At 46.8% G+C, this 19,969-nt stretch carries 20 protein-coding genes and 1 pseudogene; 18 read left to right on the top strand and 3 right to left on the bottom strand.

All coding sequences use genetic code 11. The annotated features are described in order from the left end of the window. Positions 1 to 238 precede the first annotated feature (238 nt). The 8 genes from H583_RS0124050 (at position 239) to H583_RS0124010 (ending at position 9,788) form a co-directional block, all read left to right on the top strand. Positions 239 to 1,117: a carbohydrate ABC transporter permease gene (locus tag H583_RS0124050; protein ID WP_028562712.1), complete on the top strand. Its 879-nt coding sequence runs from the start codon at positions 239 to 241 to the stop codon at positions 1,115 to 1,117. A gap of 163 nt (positions 1,118 to 1,280) precedes the next feature. Next, complete coding sequence (locus H583_RS0124045; RefSeq protein WP_028562711.1) at positions 1,281 to 2,909, top strand: extracellular solute-binding protein; 1,629 nt, start codon at positions 1,281 to 1,283, stop codon at positions 2,907 to 2,909. 207 nt (positions 2,910 to 3,116) lie between these two features. Then, positions 3,117 to 5,003 (top strand): cache domain-containing sensor histidine kinase, encoded by a 1,887-nt coding sequence (locus H583_RS0124035; RefSeq protein ID WP_028562709.1) that lies wholly within the window; start codon positions 3,117 to 3,119, stop codon positions 5,001 to 5,003. A 105-nt stretch (positions 5,004 to 5,108) separates the two neighbouring features. Further along, entirely contained in the window at positions 5,109 to 6,674 is a 1,566-nt protein-coding gene (locus H583_RS0124030; protein WP_028562708.1) for a response regulator, read from the top strand. Between the two features lie 174 nt (positions 6,675 to 6,848). Next, on the top strand, positions 6,849 to 7,490 hold the full coding sequence (locus tag H583_RS0124025; protein WP_028562707.1) for a ThuA domain-containing protein: 642 nt from the start codon (positions 6,849 to 6,851) through the stop codon (positions 7,488 to 7,490). Between the two features lie 23 nt (positions 7,491 to 7,513). Next, entirely contained in the window at positions 7,514 to 8,314 is an 801-nt protein-coding gene (locus H583_RS0124020; protein WP_154665973.1) for a sugar phosphate isomerase/epimerase family protein, read from the top strand. Positions 8,315 to 8,326: 12 nt separating this feature from the next. After that, positions 8,327 to 9,316: a zinc-binding dehydrogenase gene (locus H583_RS0124015; RefSeq protein WP_081667516.1), complete on the top strand. Its 990-nt coding sequence runs from the start codon at positions 8,327 to 8,329 to the stop codon at positions 9,314 to 9,316. A gap of 61 nt (positions 9,317 to 9,377) precedes the next feature. Then, positions 9,378 to 9,788 carry a VOC family protein gene (locus H583_RS0124010; RefSeq protein WP_028562704.1) on the top strand — a complete coding sequence of 137 codons (411 nt, stop codon included), beginning with the start codon at positions 9,378 to 9,380 and terminating at the stop codon, positions 9,786 to 9,788. A gap of 430 nt (positions 9,789 to 10,218) precedes the next feature. On the opposite strand, the gene H583_RS0124005 is transcribed toward H583_RS0124010, so the two are convergent. Continuing rightward, entirely contained in the window at positions 10,219 to 11,133 is a 915-nt protein-coding gene (locus H583_RS0124005) for a TetR/AcrR family transcriptional regulator (RefSeq protein WP_028562703.1), read from the bottom strand. 126 nt (positions 11,134 to 11,259) lie between these two features. Between H583_RS0124005 and H583_RS0124000 the strand changes: the two genes are divergently transcribed. Further along, the gene (locus H583_RS0124000; RefSeq protein ID WP_028562702.1) at positions 11,260 to 11,835 is read left to right on the top strand and encodes an isochorismatase family protein; all 576 of its coding nucleotides are present in this window, start codon (positions 11,260 to 11,262) and stop codon (positions 11,833 to 11,835) included. Positions 11,836 to 12,093: 258 nt separating this feature from the next. Further along, complete coding sequence (locus tag H583_RS0123995) at positions 12,094 to 13,173, top strand: hypothetical protein (RefSeq protein WP_028562701.1); 1,080 nt, start codon at positions 12,094 to 12,096, stop codon at positions 13,171 to 13,173. Positions 13,174 to 13,307: 134 nt separating this feature from the next. Here H583_RS0123995 and H583_RS0123990 read toward each other — a convergent pair whose 3' ends face one another. Next, positions 13,308 to 14,114 carry a phytanoyl-CoA dioxygenase family protein gene (locus tag H583_RS0123990; RefSeq protein ID WP_028562700.1) on the bottom strand — a complete coding sequence of 269 codons (807 nt, stop codon included), beginning with the start codon at positions 14,112 to 14,114 and terminating at the stop codon, positions 13,308 to 13,310. A gap of 237 nt (positions 14,115 to 14,351) precedes the next feature. On the opposite strand from H583_RS0123990, the gene H583_RS34100 reads away from it, so the two are divergent. From H583_RS34100 to H583_RS0123960, 6 genes and pseudogenes are all read left to right on the top strand, one after another. After that, entirely contained in the window at positions 14,352 to 15,182 is an 831-nt protein-coding gene (locus tag H583_RS34100) for a helix-turn-helix domain-containing protein (protein WP_245585993.1), read from the top strand. A gap of 207 nt (positions 15,183 to 15,389) precedes the next feature. Continuing rightward, positions 15,390 to 15,533, top strand: a complete 144-nt coding sequence (locus H583_RS36820) for a phage holin family protein (RefSeq protein ID WP_154665972.1) — start codon at positions 15,390 to 15,392, stop codon at positions 15,531 to 15,533. A gap of 42 nt (positions 15,534 to 15,575) precedes the next feature. Beyond that, positions 15,576 to 15,671 (top strand): annotated as a pseudogene (locus H583_RS38180) (phage holin family protein); the annotation flags it as partial. Positions 15,672 to 15,735: 64 nt separating this feature from the next. After that, positions 15,736 to 16,086: an N-acetylmuramoyl-L-alanine amidase gene (locus H583_RS34090; protein WP_028562698.1), complete on the top strand. Its 351-nt coding sequence runs from the start codon at positions 15,736 to 15,738 to the stop codon at positions 16,084 to 16,086. Beyond that, positions 16,083 to 16,409: a hypothetical protein gene (locus H583_RS35630; protein WP_028562697.1), complete on the top strand. Its 327-nt coding sequence runs from the start codon at positions 16,083 to 16,085 to the stop codon at positions 16,407 to 16,409. Before H583_RS34090 ends, H583_RS35630 begins: the two co-directional genes overlap by 4 nt. A 301-nt stretch (positions 16,410 to 16,710) precedes the next feature. After that, a complete protein-coding gene (locus H583_RS0123960; RefSeq protein WP_028562696.1) occupies positions 16,711 to 17,520 on the top strand; it encodes an aminoglycoside adenylyltransferase domain-containing protein in 810 nt (269 codons plus the stop codon). 109 nt (positions 17,521 to 17,629) lie between these two features. Here the strand turns inward: H583_RS0123960 and H583_RS0123955 are convergent, their stop codons facing one another. After that, on the bottom strand, positions 17,630 to 18,073 hold the full coding sequence (locus tag H583_RS0123955) for a GNAT family N-acetyltransferase (RefSeq protein WP_028562695.1): 444 nt from the start codon (positions 18,071 to 18,073) through the stop codon (positions 17,630 to 17,632). 991 nt (positions 18,074 to 19,064) lie between these two features. On the opposite strand from H583_RS0123955, the gene H583_RS38005 reads away from it, so the two are divergent. After that, positions 19,065 to 19,445, top strand: a complete 381-nt coding sequence (locus tag H583_RS38005) for a CRISPR-associated endonuclease Cas3'' (RefSeq protein WP_028562694.1) — start codon at positions 19,065 to 19,067, stop codon at positions 19,443 to 19,445. A 159-nt stretch (positions 19,446 to 19,604) separates the two neighbouring features. Next, entirely contained in the window at positions 19,605 to 19,955 is a 351-nt protein-coding gene (locus H583_RS38000; RefSeq protein WP_028562693.1) for a hypothetical protein, read from the top strand. The last annotated feature ends 14 nt before the right edge of the window (positions 19,956 to 19,969 follow it).

The raw sequence follows: 19,969 nt of genomic DNA, 5'->3' as shown, positions 1-19,969 counted from the left end.
GCCAATCAAACAAATCGTGTTTAACATGAGCGAATAGACGGAAGTCGAACAGCCAGAGTGTGAAAGGATTCTGGAGAAGCAGAGCGTTCGCCTTTGTTCCCGGATTTTCCCTTTATCTATCGTTCATTCAAGAAAAATCCGGGAACAACAGCGATCGGTACCACACGGCGGCCGCACTTGAGTTCTCGAATTCATTTGTTTAGTATCATCATCACCACAATTCCAAGGAGGGAAAGATATGAGATTGCATCACCGCTCCACAGGGCTGTTTGATTGGGCTAACATCATCGTCATGCTCATCATCTGCTTCCTGACCATCTACCCGATCTGGTACGTGCTGATCAACTCCTTCAATGAAGGAACGGATGCCATGCGGGGCGGCATTTACTGGTATCCGCGGGTTTTCAGCCTGGAAAATTATATGGCCGTCTTCGCAAATGACGGACTCATGAAGGCTTTCGGCATTACGGTCGCCAAGACCGTGCTCGGGACTTCGCTGCATGTATTTTTCACAGCAATGGTTGCTTATGCCGTATCCAGAAAGGAAGTTATCGGGCGCAAGGTATATTTGCTCATCGGTACAATAACGCTGTTCTTTAGCGGTGGGCTCATTCCGCAGTATTTGCTTATCCGTGACCTGGGGCTGCTTGATACGTTCTGGGTGTACATTTTCCCGGCCATGTTCAGCTTCTTCGATCTTATTATCTTCATGACCTTCTTCCGTGAGATTCCTTACGGTCTGGAGGAGGCCGCCAAAATTGACGGGGCGAATGATTTCAGTATTTTCGTCCGGGTAATCATTCCGGTATCGATGCCGGTTGTCGCGACGATCGCCTTGTTCCACGGGGTTTATCAATGGAATGATTATTTCTCGGGTGTCATTTACATCAATGATCCTTCGCTGCAGCCGATTCAGACTTATCTGTACCGGATTGTTGCACTATCGGGCTCCAACCAGATTGCTTCAGCGGTCCCAAGTGTAGTGACCAAGACCGTCACGTCGCAATCCATCAAGCTGGCTACGATGGTGGTGGCTACACTGCCGATTGTATTTGTCTATCCATTTCTTCAGAAATACTTCGTCAAGGGATTCATGATTGGATCTTTGAAAGAGTAGTGCTACTGGTGAAAAGTTCTAATGTGGTGCAGGTTAACCGGTTCAAAGACAGGCATCTTGCTGGAGCGGCTATTCTGGGACAGTGGCATTTAACAGTTTGATGCTTGTCCAGAACCTGGTTGATCGTATAAAATTATGTAGAAGATGAGAGGGGTTAGAAAGCATGGTACTCATCCGCAAAATCATCTCGTTATCCCTGATTCTGAGCTTGATGTTAGCTGTAGTTGGATGCGCTTCCAAAGAGGGGGAGGAAGGTTCGAAGACGAACAAAAAGACGGAGGAAGAGGTCGTTGTCGACCCGAATACGCCAGGCTGGAAATCGGATACGGAGCCGATCACATTCGACTGGTACTTGAATTTCTCCTGGTTTCAGAAGAAGTGGGGCAATGATCCGACGTCGAAATATATTACGAAGAAGACCGGCGTCAATTTGAACCTGATGGTTCCGGCGGGTAATGAGAATGAGAAGATCAATACGATGATCGCATCGGGGCAACTGCCGGATTTTATTACGCTGAACGTATCGGACGATGCGGTGAAAAAACTGATTGAAGGGGAGATGGTACTGCCGCTCAATAAGCTTGCAGAGCAGTATGACCCCTATTTCTTCAAGGTTGTCGATCCGATGAAGACGGCCTGGAATACGGAGCCGGACGGCAATTTCTACGGCTATCCGAATGCGTCCTCATCCCCGGATGATTACAAAAAATACGGCCTGCAGTTCAAATCAAACCAGACATTCCTGGTGCGTAAAGATATGTATGAAGCGATTGGCAAGCCGGATATGCGGACGCCGGAGGGTTTTCTGAATGCCCTCAAGCTAGCCAAGGAGAAGTTCCCTGAAATTGACGGACAGCCGCTTATTCCGCTTGGCCTGCATGAATTCACAGATACCGGGAACTATTCGCTGGAGAGCTTCCTGCAAAACTTCCTCGCCATTCCGCAGCAGAAGGACGGCAAAATTTACGACCGTCAGTCAGACCCGGAATATATCCGCTGGCTGAAGACGTTCCGTCAGGCGAACAGTGAAGGATTGCTGGCCAAGGATATTTTCATTGATAAAAGACCACAGATGGAGGAAAAAGTCGCCCAGGGACGCTATTTCGCCATGCTGTTCCAGGCAGCGGATATGAGCACACAGCAAAGCATCATCTACCAGAAAGACCCTTCACGCATTTATATTGCGATCGACGGGCCAGGCAACTCGAATCTGGATCAGCCGACATTGTCCGGGCCAAGCATTGGCGGGTGGACGATTACGATGATCTCCAAGGACGTCAAGGACAAGAAGCGGGCCATGGAATTTATGACCTATCTGATTAGCGAAGAAGGGCAAAAGGATTTTGCGCTCGGTGAAAAGGGCGTGACCTACGATACGATTGACGGGAAAGACCAGCTTTTGCAGAAGGTCATTGACGAGACGGAGTATGACTATGGTGCGCAATTTGCGTTCTGGATGATGGTGGATACGAATCTGTGGACAAAATGGGCTCCGCCTTCCAAAGAGCAATACAGTGTGCTGGAAGACTGGACAAAAGGCAAGTCCTACAACTTCTCGGAATTTGAGGGTCTGAATCCAAAGGGAACGTCCGAGGAAGGAATCATTTCTACCAAAATCCGTCAGCTATGGGGCAAGACTTTGCCGAAGCTTATTCTGGCTAAATCTGATCAAGAATTAGACCAGTTGCTCCAGAAGTTCCTGGATGACCGCAACAAGCTGGGCAACGATAAAGTGGTAGCTTACCAGCAGAAGAAATATGAAGAGAATGTAGCCAAATTGAATCAAAAATAATTTGTGATTCAGGTTAAACTCACAGAAATGCTGATCTCAATGCGCAGAACGCTGCTGCTGTCCATGCAAGACAGCGGCAGCCGTTTGCGCTATATGACTATCCATTGCAAAATGTCACAGCTTTGCTTCAAAGGCAAGAATATGGATGACCATAACGGTGCAAGCCGTCAATGCTTGCTTAATCTACCTTTCGGATGTGAATGACGGATGAGGAAGCGGCTGTATGAACGAATATCCAGAGTCTCGCAATATATCGGCAATATGAAGCTGCAGACCAAGCTGGTTGCATCCTATATTTTGATTATTCTCATTCCGATTATTGTATTTTCTATTTATATGTTCAATGATTCTTACCAGTCAACGATCAAAGACACGATCAAATCCAATCAGTATATGATTGAAATGGAGTACAGCAGCATGATGAACAACATCGAGCTGATGGAACGCACCGCGCAGCTCATGCTGTCTGACGATAAAGTGATGGAGTATGTGCTTGTGAAGCAGGAGATGGCTACCGAGGCATTGATGGAATTTTCCAGAACGGTCATGCCGAATTTGATCCGCCTGCAGTTCAATAACCCCAATATTGCGCATATCAGGCTGTATACGGACAATGATCAGGTTAAGGAAATCTGGCCAATCTTCCTGCATGAGTCGCGCATCGCAGATAAGCCCTGGTATGACGAGGTCATGCAGCAAAATGGAGTAGAAATATGGGAGTTTGACGCCGAGGACAAGGATGTCATGAGGAGGGCCTCTACAGATATCGATCAGAACAAAGCTAAAATCTCGCTGCTCCGCGAAATCCGCTCCTCACCGTCCGGTCATGTCGGTATTGCGCAAATCGATATGTATTTGGAGCATTTTTTTCCGAAGGCGTTCAGCAATGTCCAAGACGGGCAGTCCCAGGTGCTGTTGCTGGATCGGCATTCCCGGTTTTATTACAATAAACAGCACCCGTTTCTGGCCGACATTCCGCTGGATGAGCTGAGACAGAGCTTTCAAAACCATCTGGCAGACAGCGGCCAGTCCTACTTCGAAATTGCCTTCGATGGTGTCCCTTATATTTGCATTTACAAAAAGCTGGATTTGCTGGATACCTATCTGATTAATGTCGTATCGCTTCAAGAGCCGCTGAATAAGATCCATGCTACACGCAATATGCTTATCGTAGTGAGCGTAATGCTGATTGCCATCCTGTCCCTCATTACGTATCTGACGAGCCGGATTTTGTTCAAAAGGCTGCGCAACCTGCAAAATTCGATGAAGCGTGTCCGCAGCGGCGACTTTCAAGTGAAAATCGACGTTCATGGAGGCGGGGAGGTCGGAGAGATTGCCTACCATTTCAAAATGCTGATGAAAAAAATCAACAGCCTGATCGCAGATGCCGTCAACAAGCAGGCTGCGGCCAAGGAAGCAGAGCTTAACGCGTTGAAAAATCAGATCGATTCCCATTTTCTCTATAACACGCTGGAAAACCTGAAAATGCTTGCTGAGGTGGAAGGGCAATATGCCATCTCCGATTCCCTGACTTCACTGGGCGGAATGATGCGCTACAATCTGCAATGGACGAGCAACTACGTGCAGCTTAGCGGCGAAATCAAGCATATCCGCAATTATATTGCCATCATGAATATTCGTTACGATGACCGGATCTCGCTTCAGCTCTACGTGCCTCCGGTTTATATGGACCAGGAAATATTAAAGATGTCGCTTCAGCCCATTATCGAAAATGCCGTCCAGCACGGCCTGCAAACCACTGAGCATGGCGAGGAGCTGCCTCTTGTGCTTTCAATTAAAGTGCATGATATGCAAAATGCCACCATTATTGAAGTTATGGATAACGGGAAGGGGATAAGCGCGGAGCGGGTGCATCAGGTTAACCAGATGATTCGCATGAATGATCTTGATTTTCGCCAGGTCAGCAGGATTAGCCAGGGCACCGCATATAAGGGTAACGGGATCGGACTTCGCAATGTGAACCAGCGCGTGGAAATGAATTATGGCCCTGATTACGGCATTCAGGTTCAGAGTGTTGAGGGGCAATATACGTCAGTCAGCATTAAGCTGCCCAAGCTTTTACTTGAAATTTGAGGTGTATGTGATCACCTTGATAATGAACTTCTATTTCTACGCGAAATGATGCTGTGCCTGATAGAGATGCACAGCTGTTTACGCTTGCGGGGGGCGGTATGGAGCATGCGCAATCTTCTGATCATAGATGATGAAAAAAATATCCGGCTTGGATTAAAAGCGATGATCGAGCGTGAGTTTCCCGGAAACTATGCAATTGCCTTCGCAGCCAACGGGTTAGAGGCGCTGGAAATCATGGAGCAGCAGCACATCGATCTGATGATTACGGACATTCGTATGCCGGTCATGGATGGGATCGAGCTGATTCACCGGGTTCAGAAGCTGGCACAGCGGCCCGAAATTATGATTTTGAGCGGGCATGATGATTTTCAATATGCCAAGGAGGCGATCCGCTGTGAAGTCCGGATGTACTTGCTCAAGCCGATTGTGCGCGGAGAACTTATCGAAGCGCTGGATCATCTGGAGAAGGGGCTCAACAGAAAGGAGGAACAGTCTCAGCAGTATGAGACTTACATCCGGCAACTAAAGGAACATGCCGAAGCTCAGCTCAATTATCTGTTTCTGCAGCCGGAGATGGGAAAAGCGGAGGTGGAAGAGCAGCTTCAGGCGTTGAGTTTAAGCGGATTTCAGGATGGATATCAGATTGCTTTGCTGCGTTGGCCGGATGGAAATTTGGACCGGCATGTGCAGCAGCAGCGACTGATCTGGTTCGACTCTATGCTGTCGCAGATGGGAGAAGCTTCGTGTAAGGCAACGCTTCGCTTTTTCGGAAAGGATAAGGATCTGATCGTATTAACCGGCTGCCGCGGCCTGCTGCTCCATCTCAATTCCATCTTGCAGGATCGGGGCGGCATGCGGATTAAGGCAGGTACAAGCGAGTGGTTCAGCAGACTTGGGGACTTGAAGGCATGCTATAACCAGGCGGAGGCGGCACTTAAATATACGATTTTCCACTCCTATCCTGCTTTTGTCGCTTACAGTACCATAGCCGGCAAGCAGAGCCATTATACCCTGCCGATTCCCACCATCCAAAAAATTGCGAATATGCTTGGGACCGACCGGCACAGGGAAATCAAGCAGTATTGCCAGGCTGTATTCGACCTTCGATTTGTAGCACTGCATGATATCTCCTACATCGAAGGAATCAGCCACGCATTCAATGAGCTTGTTTTTGATCATGTGTTCAATGTGTACGGGGAGGAATCCGTAGAGATTTTGAGGCTGTATAAACGGGTTGCCAATATGTACAGTTTCTTGGATTTTCATGATTACTACCATCATGTTGAAAGCCTTCTGGAGAAGCTGAACGCGTATGTCAACACCATGAAGCTGGTGCATAATGATCACCGGGATATGAAGCTGGCGATTCAATATATGCAGGACAACTACAGCAGGGATCTGAATATGGCGATGGTCTCCAATCACGTCTCCTTGAACTATACCTATTTCAGCCAGGCATTCAAGGAGTACACGAAGGAAAGCTTTGTTCATTATTTGAAAAAAATCCGTATCGGAAAAGCCAAGGAGCTGCTCACGACGACAGAATTGAAGGTGCATGAGATAGGCGGACGCACGGGATTCGAGAATGCAAAGCACTTCCACCGTGTCTTCCGTGAGCTGGAAGGCATTTCACCCAATGAATACAGGCAGAAGGAGCGTGTATCTTTGTAATGGTCTTGTATTCCCGGATTTACAGGGAATAGGTATGGGTTGCATGGTGTTGCGTGAATGCTACCTGAAATACGGGTACCGAATATAAAATCTGCTGCCTTAAATGCGGCGCCGGATTTCTATAGAATTGAGATAATGACCGTTTAAACATTGAAAGAATGAGGGGGAGCCGGCATGAAGAAAACCGTCTATATCATACGTGATGATGTGAATCACCCGAAGGAAATTATTGATCCGGTGATGGCCCAGGTATTCGACCCGCAGCAATGGGAGGTTGTCCTTACCGACCGGGCAAGAGATTTGATAGAGAATGGTGCCACAATGGAATTGGCTGTATTTTTCACAAATGGACGCCCTGAGGGTGAGACGAACTTGACTGATGAGGAACAGCGGCAAATCGTTAGCAAGGTAAGCAGCGGCATGGGAATTATGTTCATTCATGCCGGCCTTGTGCTGATCGAGCCGGACAGCCCGTTCTATACAGAGCTGAACTCAGGGCGCTTCGTTGAGCATTCGCCTGTGCATGTTCCGGTAACCAATACGCCGGCCTTGAGCTTCAAGCACCCGATTACCGAGGGCATTGAAGCATTTGTTGCTTCCGATGAGCATTATTATTGTCAATTGGATGCTGCCCGGACAGATATTATTTTGTTCAGTACCTCCCGTTATGTAACTGCTGCAGGCGGCTGGGCGCACAAGGTGGGAGCCGGGCGTGTGGTGGCCTTGACCCCTGGTCATACAACCGACGCGCTTGCAAACCCGCAGATGATTCAGCTTATGAGAAACGGCGCAGGCTGGGCCATTGGGTTGAACTAAATTCAATTTGAGGAAGCGAAGGAGTGATCGTGCAAATGGGTTCGATGTCAGTAGCATTAGGACTATATTCGGTATACAAAGAGCTTCAGCATGATCTGGAATCGACGCTGCGCAGGGTGAAGGCGATCGGCTATGAAGGCGTCGAGTTTTACGGTGAATTCACCCGGGAGCCGGAACAGATTCGCGAGCTGCTGCGGGAGACCGGACTGACGAATTGCGGCTGGCACACCGAGTGGAAGCTGCTTCAGCCGGATACGATTACGGCCACGCTGGACTATCATAGCCGCGCCGGGACGAAGAATATTATTATTCCTGCGCTTGGCGGGCCCTGGGAGATTGGACATAAGAGCAGTGAAGACAGCGCAGATATTTGGATCAAGCATGCCAGACGTATGAATGAAATTGCAGAACAGGTAGAGAACCTTGGCTGCCGGCTGGGATACCATACACATGCCCATGAGTTCAACACCGATTTTGGCGGGGCCACACCATGGTCGATTTTATGTGAATATACGAACCGGAGCATCATTTTGGAGCTGGATACAGGAAACTGTATTGAAGGCGGGGCCGACCCTGCCCAAGTCATTGCAGATAACTCCGGCAGGACACTGCTGGTGCATGGCAAGCCGTTCTCCCGCAAGGCCGGACATGAGACGTTTATTGGAGACAGTCTTGACGAAAATGACTGGCCATCCATTCTTGAAGCATGCAGCCGTTCGGGTACCGAGTGGTTGATCGTGGAGCATGAATCCGAAAGCAAGTATGCCCAGTTCGACGGGGCGGAGCGGTGTTTTGCAGGTATAACTCAGCTTGTCATACCATAAGCGGGAGATGTCATGATGATTCTACAAAATCAGGCAGTGCAGTTTACAGAGAAAAAGCAGGCTGCGCTCGTTCCTTGCGGTTGGGATCAAGCGCCGCTTGCTGCGGACGAAATCATTGGCCGTACGCTCGTTTCACTTATATCAACCGGCTCGGAACTGGGCGCTTATATGGATTACTTCGGCGGCACGAAGTATCCGGTAGAGACCGGCTATGCAGCTATTTTGGAAGTGTTGGATACGGGGGAGCGGGTTGCCAATTTAAAACCCGGGGATCGGGTTCTTGCGCTCGCCCCTCATCAGGCTTACAGCAGAGTGAAGCAGGATGAGGTGATCCTTGTCCCGGCAGGAATGAAGCCGGAGCATGCTGTCATTGGCCGGTTTCCCGCAGTTTCTATGACTTCCATGATTCATACCCGTATACGTCCGACTGAGCCGGTCATGGTAACCGGACTTGGTGTAGTAGGGCTGATGTGTGCACAGGTTATGCAGCATTGCGGCTATACGGTTTATGCTTTTGATCCAAACGCGGTGCGCAGGGAGACTGCAAGGGCCTGCGGCTTGAGAAATGTATATGCATCCCCGGATGAAGTGCCTGATCTGAAAGGCAGAGCAGGGCTGGCCATGGAATGCTCAGGCAGGGAAGAGGCTGCCTATGCACTCATAGCGAACCTTCGGAAGGGCGGGGAATTGTACCTCATTGGCGTGCCATGGTACCGTTCCACAGAGAAATTTGCGCATGATCTGTTGCTCAGTATTTTCTATGGCTTCATACAGGTCAATTCCGGCTTCGAATGGTCGCTTCCGCGGCATCCTCGTGAGTTCCAGCCAAACAGCAATCATGGCAGCATGGCCAAGGCAATGGAGTGGATTCGTGACGGTCTCATTCAGGTGGAAGGAATTTATGGCGTCTATTCCCCGGCAGCATGCAGGGAAGTGTATGCCTCCATGGCAGACGGCACGATGAAGCATACATGCGTTATTTTCGACTGGAGGACGGTATAGTACAGTGTAGTACAGCAGTGTTTTGAGGCTTTTTACCAAACAAGCCGGGAGCGTAGATGCTATGTATACGACTAATAAAAAGCAGGGCATTCACCATGTATGCCTGAAAACAAAGGATATTACAGGTACAGTCAAATTTTATATGGAAGGTCTGGGCGCGCGGTTTGTAGTGGAATGGGGCAAGGATGGAGCTGATGATCATGCAGTGCTGGTCGATGTTGGGGACGGGGATTTCCTTGAAATCTTTGAAACGAAAGAACAGCATAGCGACGGTATCTGGCAGCATCTTGCTATCCGTACGGCAGATATCGAGGAATCGGTACGCCGCGCGGCGGAAGCTGGCGCCAAGACGCTTGGAAGTCCGCGTGATGCGGACATTCCGGCGCGTTCCGGCGAGATTGTCAGCATGCGCTTTTGCTTCATGAGAGCGCCAGGCGGCGAATTGATTGAGTTCATTCAGGATAAGAATTAGGAGACTGGCTCGATGAGCCCGTTTTTTTTCGATTTACCTTGCATAGTCCGGAATTCGATTGTCCGTTTACATAGGCACGAATCACTTCCCGTGTTAATTGTACGACCATGGGGTCAGCAAGTATTTCACTAATCGGCCTGAACTGAATGCCTGTTACCTCCTGATTTTCCTCATTTTCAAAGGCGTATAGTGGTGCATAAAATTTAATTTTGATACTTGTGAAATTAAAATTGACTCTATGCTGCTATTTGTTAGGACATGCGGCAAAAGTCACTAGCGAAGAGATGAAGGGTTTCTGGAGAAGCGGAGCGTTTGCCTTTAAAGTCCGATTTTTACACTTGGCAAATAATAAAAAAAGAAAATCGGAATTTAACAGCAATCGGAAGAAACCCTTCATCTCGGAGCCTTCAGCTCTGGGATGCTTCACATTTTATGCCTTGCTGTCCAGATGGTCCAGAGGACTGAACACCACCGTCTTCAATTGTGCAACTAATCCTCTTAGCTCACGCTCCTGACCCAAATAAGACAAGTAAGCATTCACGACCGCGGATGAAAACACTGGCTTTGCAAGTTCCGCTTCCAGTAATCCGGCAAGCTCCTGTAATTGCTGACGATGGCTTTCTCCCGCAGGCAGGGAGGAAATTTCATGGCCAATATCGCGAATTAGCCGGATAATGACGGTTCCTCTCCCCAGTGCTTCACCGCTTAGCATCGTATTCATATAAGCATCAAATACAGACGGCGGCAGAAGCTGAATGACACTGCCCGAATTCATCATATGTCCGGCAAGGACATCAAGCTTTTCTACGATGAAGCAAGCTGTCTCCCGCACCGACAAGGCCCCGATCCCATTAATGAGCCAGCGCATACATTCCTTAAGTATAGCTCTGTACAGGACCACGAGGTCTGGGAGATGTGGTCCAATGTCAGGACCGTATGTATGACGGAGAAGATCGCGATGCAGCATCAACAGGCGGCCTCTGACCTGCATGCGAAGCGCATGGAAACGTTCATTTTGCTGAATAGGCAGCTCGGTAAAATCAATCAGAATGAACTTGTGATCCATAAAATATTGAAATCTCAGCATAATCTGCTGTAAAAATTGCTCCCGCCCCTGCAGTTCCAGCCGCTTCATTAATTCATCAACCCTTGCGAAATAATCCTGCTGACACTCATCGAAAACTTCGGCAAATAATTCATCCTTGGATGGGAAGAATTTATAGATGGACCCCTTTGAAATTTGGCAGTCGTCGGCAATCTCCTGGATGGAGACGGCCAAATAGCCGCGTTCTCTAAAATGTTTGGCGGCAGACCTGACAATCTCTTGTTTGGTAATACGCAGCATGACAAACTCCCCTTCTTGACTTCATATGACCCATGGTACATAATAATGAACATAAAGTCGAGTGACTTGATGTTTATATTATTAAACTAATAGTCAAATCCTATCAACTTAAGGAGCGAGAGCATTATGGAACGATTATTTGAGGCAGAGAAGACAGCTCTTGTCGTGATTGATTTGCAAAAGTGGATTGGCAATCAATATGCCCCGTACTCCGCGGATCAGGTAGTCAGCAATGCAGCAGCACTTGCGGATGCATTCCGCAACAAGGGTTCGCTCGTTTGTCTGGTACGGGTATCCACCAAGGATGGCAAGGATATGCCAAAGCCAAAGCTGGATAAATCTCCTCCGCCCCTCAATATGGTGGAAGGCTGGGATGAAATTTTACCGCAGATGAATGTTTCTCATTCGGACATTATTGTGACGAAGAAGCAGTGGGGCGCTTTTTATGGCACCGATCTGGACCTTCAGCTTCGCAGACGTGGTATTGATACAATTGTTATCTGTGGAATCGCATCCGGGATCGGAGTAGATACGACAGCAAGGGAAGCTTTTATGCATGGATATCAGGTTGTTTTCGCTATAGATGCCATGACTGGACTTTCGCAGGCAGAGCATGATCATGTCCGGGATATCATTTTCCCGCGCCTTGGGCGTATTCGTACGACGAAGGAAATATTGGATGTCACGAAGGAGCAGGCTTAACACTTTTCGAAAAAAGATATAAGCAAGAGCGATAATCCCGATCTCCTGGAGCGAGGCCATTTTTGGAGATGGGGATTTATTGCGCTTAGAGAGTTGTAAAAAGAACATCTGTTTGGGAGGAATACGTCGAAAAAGAGAGAATAAATATAAGTCCTGTAAAAAATAACCGTATTCTGTTGCAAAGAAAGGAGCACACAAAGAAGCACACAAAGAAGCACTAAAATTCGAAAACAACTCAATACAAGCAGGAGGGATAATATGATCCAGTTACCGGTTAACACCGCACCCATCATTAAAGGCAGAATGCATTATGCATTTATGCTTTCGATTATTACCACCTTCGAAAATTACGAGCCGTGGTTGTACAACCACTTTATAAATCTGCAGTGCAACAAGGAAGATGTGCTGGATAACATTGACAATGAGCTCAGATTTGTAAAATGTGACGCCCCCCATTACTATAAAGCAATTATTGATTACGAAATGATAAAAATCCCTACATTAAGGCAAATGGATATTGATATGCATGCGTTTATTCTGAATGCTTTGAAAAATGGGAAATACGTCTACATGAATGTCGATAAATTCTTTATTCCCGAGACCTTCTCTTACCAACATTTCAGCCATGTTCATGAGGTTCTAATCTTCGGTGCAGATATTTACAATGACTATTACACCATTCTTTTATATGATCATACACTCCAGTATGTAATCAAAAAAGTAACCTTTGAAGAGATGCGGCTGGCCACTCAAGATTTGGAGACAGGCTTTTGGAACGAGGATGTCTTTCTGGTCTGGAAGCCTGACGAAGATTTCAAATACCGTTCCCTGATTAAAGAACCGGACATCAAAATTATTCTCCAGGAATTAACCGACTACTACCATGAATCCTGCTCCTCAGAAGTCGTCAAGCTTCATCTCAACATGGACTTGTATGACTACGGAACCTCCATTTATCGTCTAATGAAATATAACAATGATCAGATGGCAGCTATTACACCTCAAGACCGTGCCTTCCGTTACCCGATTATTTCAATGAACACCCTGTGGGAACATAAAAAAATAATGGCAAGCCGAGTTGAGTATCTGATCCGTCTTGGTTATTTGTCTGCATCGGCGATTGACGTTCAGCCATTTCAACAGTTGGAGCAGAATGTGCTAGTTCTTAGACATCTTATATTGAAAATGCAGGTTAAAGGAGAATTTGATGCGGAGATAATTAACAGCCGCCTGGATACGATTGCCGAGCAGGAAAAGCCGTTGATTGCCCAGCTCATTGAAGAGTTGACTCGCACTGTAGAAGCGGGTAAGGCAGAGCGGCAGCAATTTATTTCGTAATGATCCTTGAGCTTAGCGTATAAATGTCCAGGTTTGAACAGCTGGATAGGGAGAAGGGGAGCACTTCCCCTTGCTCCATTGTGGACTGACTGATTGCAACTTGCAGAACCGCCGCTTATCCGGGAAATTAAAATTCAGTGCGGGTACAGGGTCTCGAACTCGGACCCGCAAGGTCCGCCATCCGGGTTGGATTCCAGGTAGACAATGGTACCGTCTTCTTTGAACAACGGACGATAGTGACTTGCAATACGGACGGCGGATTCATTGGCATAGTGGCAGATAAAGGCACGGCGGAATCGGTTTTTGGATCTGTTACGATAAGAGCCGTGAATCAGATTGCCATTGAAAAATAACACATCGCCTTTGCCCATAACAGCAGGGATTGCTGTTTTGTCCTTAGGAGGCTTGATATAATGGGTGGTGAAGGATTCCTGCTCATCAGCAGTCTCCGGGCATGAAATCTCATGCTGGCTTGTTTTTGGCACCACCAGCAATGCCCCGTTCTCCTCATCGGCTGCATCAATGGCTGTCCATGCCGCAATGCAGTTCCCCGGCTCCACCTTCAGATAAAAATTATCTTGATGCAGCGCCTGCCCGCGTGAACCCGGCGGCTTGTAATAGAACATGCTTTGTGCTGCCAGAGCAGGCTCCCCATACAACTCACGAAGCACGGCGAGCACTGGCTGATGCAGCATATAGCGCATCGCCTTGTCATTGAACCGGTGCGGGTGCATAACACGCGGATAGCGTTTAAGCGGATCATCTGCTGCCCGATCCAGTTCCGGTTCAAAATACCCTGGTACGGCCGTTTGGCTAATTTCCTCGAATACTTCTTCAATTTCCGCCAGTTCTTCCTTCCGGAACAGACCCCTGATGATCAGATAACCCTCTGTTTCAAATTGTTCCAGCTGCTCTGTTGTCAATACTTTTGCTTTACTCATGTTATCGCTCCTTTAAGTTGATTGTCTTTGCTGTATTGTCTCTCTTCCTTCTTCATTATGTTTGCTGGGTTTCCATGATCCTTGCCTTAAATAATAGCTTCAACCCTTCCTTTTCAGAAGTACAGATTCTATTAATAACTCCTGTTATTCTGCTGCGATAAGGGTGGTGACGAATAGCTGACGGAACGCTATAATGGAGGCATATTTGATCATGAAGCCAGAGAGGGGAGCACCCCTGTGAGTCAATATGACCGCTTTGAGAGCTATGCATCGCCTGCTTACGGTACAATTTTCGCCGGTCATTTCAATGAGACGGATCGCTATACGACCAGCCGGCCGGGCGGCATGGAAGATTGGCTTATGACCTATACGCTAAGCGGGGAGGGCTATTTTCATACGCCTTCCGGCATTAATCAATGCTATGAGGGGGATCTCGCACTGCTGCGCAGTGGTGTCCCTCACGAGTATGGGGCAGCCCCAGGCAAGCAGTGGAATTTCATATGGGCGCATTTTCCCGGTCTGAATGAAACACACTATTTGCCGGGAGAGGAGTTGATTGTGCAGCATTTGGGAAATGAGCATCTGCAAAATCGGGTTTACCGCGCTTTGCGAAACGTCCTGCTGGACTCGAGGGAGCAGCGCCCATTGTGGCGGGAGCTATGTGAAAATGAAATTCGCGGTATTTTGCTGCTGATTGCGGATCGTTCCCGGGACAAGCTCGATCCCCGGGTAGAGCAGACGCTTCATTATTTATCCAGGCATATGAGAGAGCCCATAAAAATTGAAACCGTTGCACGGGCTGTCGGCCTTTCCGCCTCCAGGCTGTCCCATTTGTTCAAAGCTACAACAGGAACCACGCTTGTACATATGCTCAGTGAAATGCGGATTCGCCAGGCTTCTGCACTCATTCGTCATGCAGGGCGGACAGCAAGCGAGGCGGCTTATGAGGTTGGCTTTCAGAACTATAATCATTTTGCATCACAATTTCAGAGACAGATGGGTACAAGTCCGAGAGAGTATCGGAAGCAATTTGTGAAAACAGTTGAACAGGGCATGAGAAGAGAATGAAATGAAAACGAGATAGTAGTTAGGAACTTTTTTGCCCCCTATCCAGCATAGGGATTGTGCGAGAATGCCGTTTGTGGACAGACAGGACTGAAGAAGTAACTTACTAAAGAGACCGGGGCTGCCTGGTCTCTTTCTAATTTCGGGAGGAACCCTCTCTTACCGTCTACTCTAGCATAGAGAACTGTTGCAGGAAGGGGGTTAGCGAAAATGCACAAAGACATGTTGCTGACTGCAATGCTCGGCTGGCTGGTATCATCAGCGGTATATCTTGTCGGCGGAATTGATCACCTGCTGATTGCCGTTACTATTTTTGTAGGGCTTGATTATACAACCGGCGTCTTGTCAGCCTGATACAGACGGGAGTTGTCCAGCCGGGTAGGCTGGTGGGGACTGATGCGCAAATCTCTGACGCTCGTATTCGTTATTGTAGCGCATCAGCTGGATGTGATCGCCGGCAACACGAATGACTTTATGAGAAATGCCATGCTTATGTTCATCATAGGCACAGAGGGAATCAGCATTTTTGAAAATATGGGCAAAATGGGGCTTTGTCATGCACTACACAGCGTCCCCCGGGGCTCCAGCCAAAAATATCAGCAGTTATTTCGCCGGGCTGTCCAAACAAAATCCCAATTACAAAACAAAAGCCCGGTACGCAAGCGCCCAGTTTTCCGTCGACCGGACTTCAATTTACAACAGTATTCCTGACGATGAGCTGGCTTACCATTGCGGCAGCAAAACGTATACCCGGGAGGCATTGGAGACGCTTGGGACCTATCCGAACAACAGTACAATCGGTATTGAAATGTGCATTGAGAAGGATGGAAGCATTCACGAGGATACATTTCATAATGCTGCTGAACTTGTCGCATATTTGATTCGGGAGCGTGTTTTCCGAATGTGATATTTACTCATAAAGGGGTTGTAGGATGGAAGTATTGCCCGCTGCCCTGGGTGAAGAACCCCGACGAATTCGAGAGATTCAAGAAACTCGTTCAAGCGCGGCTGGGCAAGGGCGAGCATACGGAGGAGGAAGATGATATGAATAAAGGGCTCGGTTATCCCGAGTGGGCATGGAGAGAGCTGGACGGATATGTCAGCAACGTCTTGGGCGATAAAATCATTACAGATAAGACCTGGGTGGAAAAAGTTCGGAAGAAGAAAAGCCAGCTCCAGTTAAATGAGAAAGGAATTACTGCCTGCATAGCTATTCTTTTACAGATGTAATGTTGTTCATCAATTCCTTTCTTATTAGAATGACTCCTTCCACTCAATATAAAATCAATCCGGTTTCGATTTAGTGATTCCCGGATGTATATGATATCAGAAATATCAATTCTATTTCCAACAGTTGTAAAAAGTTATAGAATTACAATATGATCTAGGGAAGTGTGCAAGGTCATTTTCTATAATTAGCATACATTTTATTTGTATGGTTGCTGTTACTTATGCAAAACTGGAGCCCGCCCAAAGACAGTGGTATGAAGGATGGAACGGGTGGGAGATAACAATGGAGAGGGAGATATAAATGCTGCCGGAACGGGTAGATTCGACAATGCGCACACTGTGCCGTTTATTGCAAGATCGCATGAGAGATAATTTGGAAGCGGTATATGTCTATGGTTCTACCGCATTGGGGGCGTATATTGAAGTCTCAAGCGATATCGATTTTGTGGCGTTGATCAAGCGTCCGCCGCTGCCTACAGAAATACAAGCCATTGCTGAAGTACATGAACAGATGGAGAGGGAAATACCCGGCACGGATATAATGGGAGCCTATATTTGCAGAAATGACCTGGGAAAAGCATACAGGGACATACCTGTGTATGCTACATATTTTAGCCAAAAACTTCATACAGACGGAACGGGATCAGATATAAATCCAGTGACTTTGTGGATGCTTAGAAAGAATAGTATCTGTGTATGGGGCGGAAAAAAGCCTTTGAACTATGAACCGGCATTAGAGGAATTATTGGCTTACGTAAGAGACAATATGGATACATATTGGGCTGGCTGGATCGGGCGGCTGGAGAATGCGTTGGAGACGGATGTGCCGGATGACTCAGCGAAGGATCATCTGGATGAAAGTATAGCTTGGTGTGCTCTTGGTATGCTCAGACAGCTTTACACCTTAAGAGAACATGAGATTACTAGCAAGATCGGAGCAGGCGAGTACGGACTTCAAGTGATGCCGGCACAATGGCATCGGCTTATTCGAGAAGCCATAGCTTTAAAGCGGGGAGAGACTGTACTTTCAAATTTGTCCCCAAAAGCACGTCTGCAAGAGCTAATTAATCTGCTTCGCCATATCCATGATGAATCTATAACACGAAAATAAAAGTGGGATTTCCGGGGTTGAGCAGGTAGGGCGGATGCTTATGCAAAGGTTATAGTATAAGGACTGGAAAGGGGGCAGGCTGCCATGTCGGCAGCCTGTTTGTATTAAATCACAAAGTAAAGCGATACCTTGCAACTTGTTCACCCCATGGAGCAATTTCTTCTTCTATGAAGCCGGCCTTGGCATACAATGCTCTGGCTTGACGATTGCCCGGATCATACCCCAATAAAATCACATCGGTCCGGTCTGCTTTGCTGCGGATATCTTCAATAACCTGTTGCATAGCTAACTGGCCGAAGCCTTGTTTTTGGAAACGCCGATCAATCATAAATCTATAAACCCAGTAATTCCCATCATCGGCATCGAGACCATACATTGCAAAGCCGATCATTTGATCCTCTTTGTAGATTCCCTTCGTCACAAACCCGTCCAGAAATTGCGCTTGCGCAATTGAATATAGATTAGAAGCAATGTAGGCTTCCTGCCCAGGCTCTACCTGAAGCTGAATACATGTCTCCCAGTTATGTTTGTTAATTTCTCTTAATGTGATCAAATTAGGATTCCTCCTCAAATTTCAGGGAATCCGCCAGTAAGCCGAATCCCCTGTTTAGTTCTTCAATGACCTCTCCGATAGTCTGATGTGAAATTTCATTTTAATTGTTGTATGCAAAATACATCACTCCTTTCAGGAAATTGGACTAATCGCTAAATGGGATTTTGAATTGAAATGAATAGAGTAGATTCCCGTAAAATCACGCACTCGTGTAGAGTGCGACGCGAGTTAGATGACGGTGACTTGCTATTGATGGTGTTTCAATCCACGCACTCACGTAGAGTGCGACCCGGTTAAAGTAGTGGGGGAAATACGCCTTCCCGTTTCAATCCACGCACTCATGTAGAGTGCGACCATAATGACCATCGACAATGACCGAAGTCTTTTTGTTTCAATCCACGCACTCATGTAGAGTGCGACAGCGAAAATGAGCAGAATTAACCCTTTAAAAGGAAGAATTCCAGAAATCCCTTCTAAAAACATTGCTTTTAACAACCCTAAAAACATTGACTTTTCTTATAATTTATGATTTTTCGTTGTTTTCGACAAGTTTCGAGGTGCGAAGGAACCGGGAAAATCATGGGAGCTTCACATTCGCACCAATTCAAGCATACGTATGCTTAACTTTTTTATTCTATTCTAATCTTTACTTTATATGTCTAAGCAAAGTGGTGTCAACTGCTGTTTATTCATTTTTTTGGTTTATTTTAAAATAACATACTGTCTCAGTCCTATAAAATAGTACATCGTTTCTCTTTCTTACGCTCCTTCGAAAATCTTTTTCCATAAGTAAATGCTCACTTACTTTTAATACCCGTAAACAGATATGAACTATGATCTCATATAGAACGCTATCCAAACGACAAAAAATTTACATATATTATATTTTATTGGTAGGAATATGTAACTTGATGTCGAATAAGTTAATTGATACTTTATACCCTTTATATGGGTAAATAGTTTAAGTTTATCAATGGATAAAGGAGGTCCAATGGATTATATCGCTCATATCCGCCAAAAGGATGGTCATATTCAAACGGTTCAGGAGCATTTGCTGGAGGTTCAGCAGCTGTGCGAACGTATTGGAGACAAAATTGGTGTCCGCTATTTAGCCGGGTTGGCCGGCATACTGCATGATTTAGGTAAATTTACAATGGGTTTCAGAACATACATTCAACAAGCAGTCGAAAATCCGGATAATCCTCCAGCCAAAGGATCTGTTGATCATTCCACAGCTCGCGGCAGGCTCCTCTATCTCCATTATCATAAAGATTCTGCTGCATATGACGATAAGCTGGCGGCAGAGTGGATTGCCAACTGCGTCATTTCGCATCATCAGGGACTGCGGGATTTTCTCGATCCCCAGTTATAACAGTCATTCATTAAGCGGGTAGATTCCAAAAAACTGGATGAGTATGAAGAGGCAGTCTCAGAATTTTTCAATCATTTTTCGGCGAAAAGCCTCGATGAATACTTTAACAAAGCCAAAAGCGAGCTCAAGCATCATCTGGCGTTTGTTCAACAGCAGGGCTTGCCTCCAGTTGCAATCTCCTTGCTTATTAAATATATTTTTAGCTGCTTAATTGATGCGGACCGGACGAACACCAGACTTTTTGAAGAAGATGAAAAGGAAGAACAGCCAATTGATCATCTTTCGTTCTTCAAAAGAAGCTATGAAGCGCTAATGAATCATCTTGAAGAGCTTAACACAGGCCATGCGGACACCCCGATCAATCGTCTGAGACGAGAGATGTCGCTTCAATGCGACACTTTCGCAGCTTATCCTTCAGGCATCTACACGCTGTCCATCCCGACAAGGGGAGGTAAAACACTCGCGAGCCTGCGGTATGCACTCAAGCATGCGATCACACACGGTAAATAACGAATTATTTATAT

This window comes from Paenibacillus pinihumi DSM 23905 = JCM 16419 (genome assembly GCF_000422505.1).
In the GTDB taxonomy this organism is placed as follows: domain Bacteria; phylum Bacillota; class Bacilli; order Paenibacillales; family Paenibacillaceae; genus Paenibacillus_D; species Paenibacillus_D pinihumi.
Note: the sequence above shows the minus strand (reverse complement) of the source record. Positions and strands in the feature narration are given on the sequence as shown.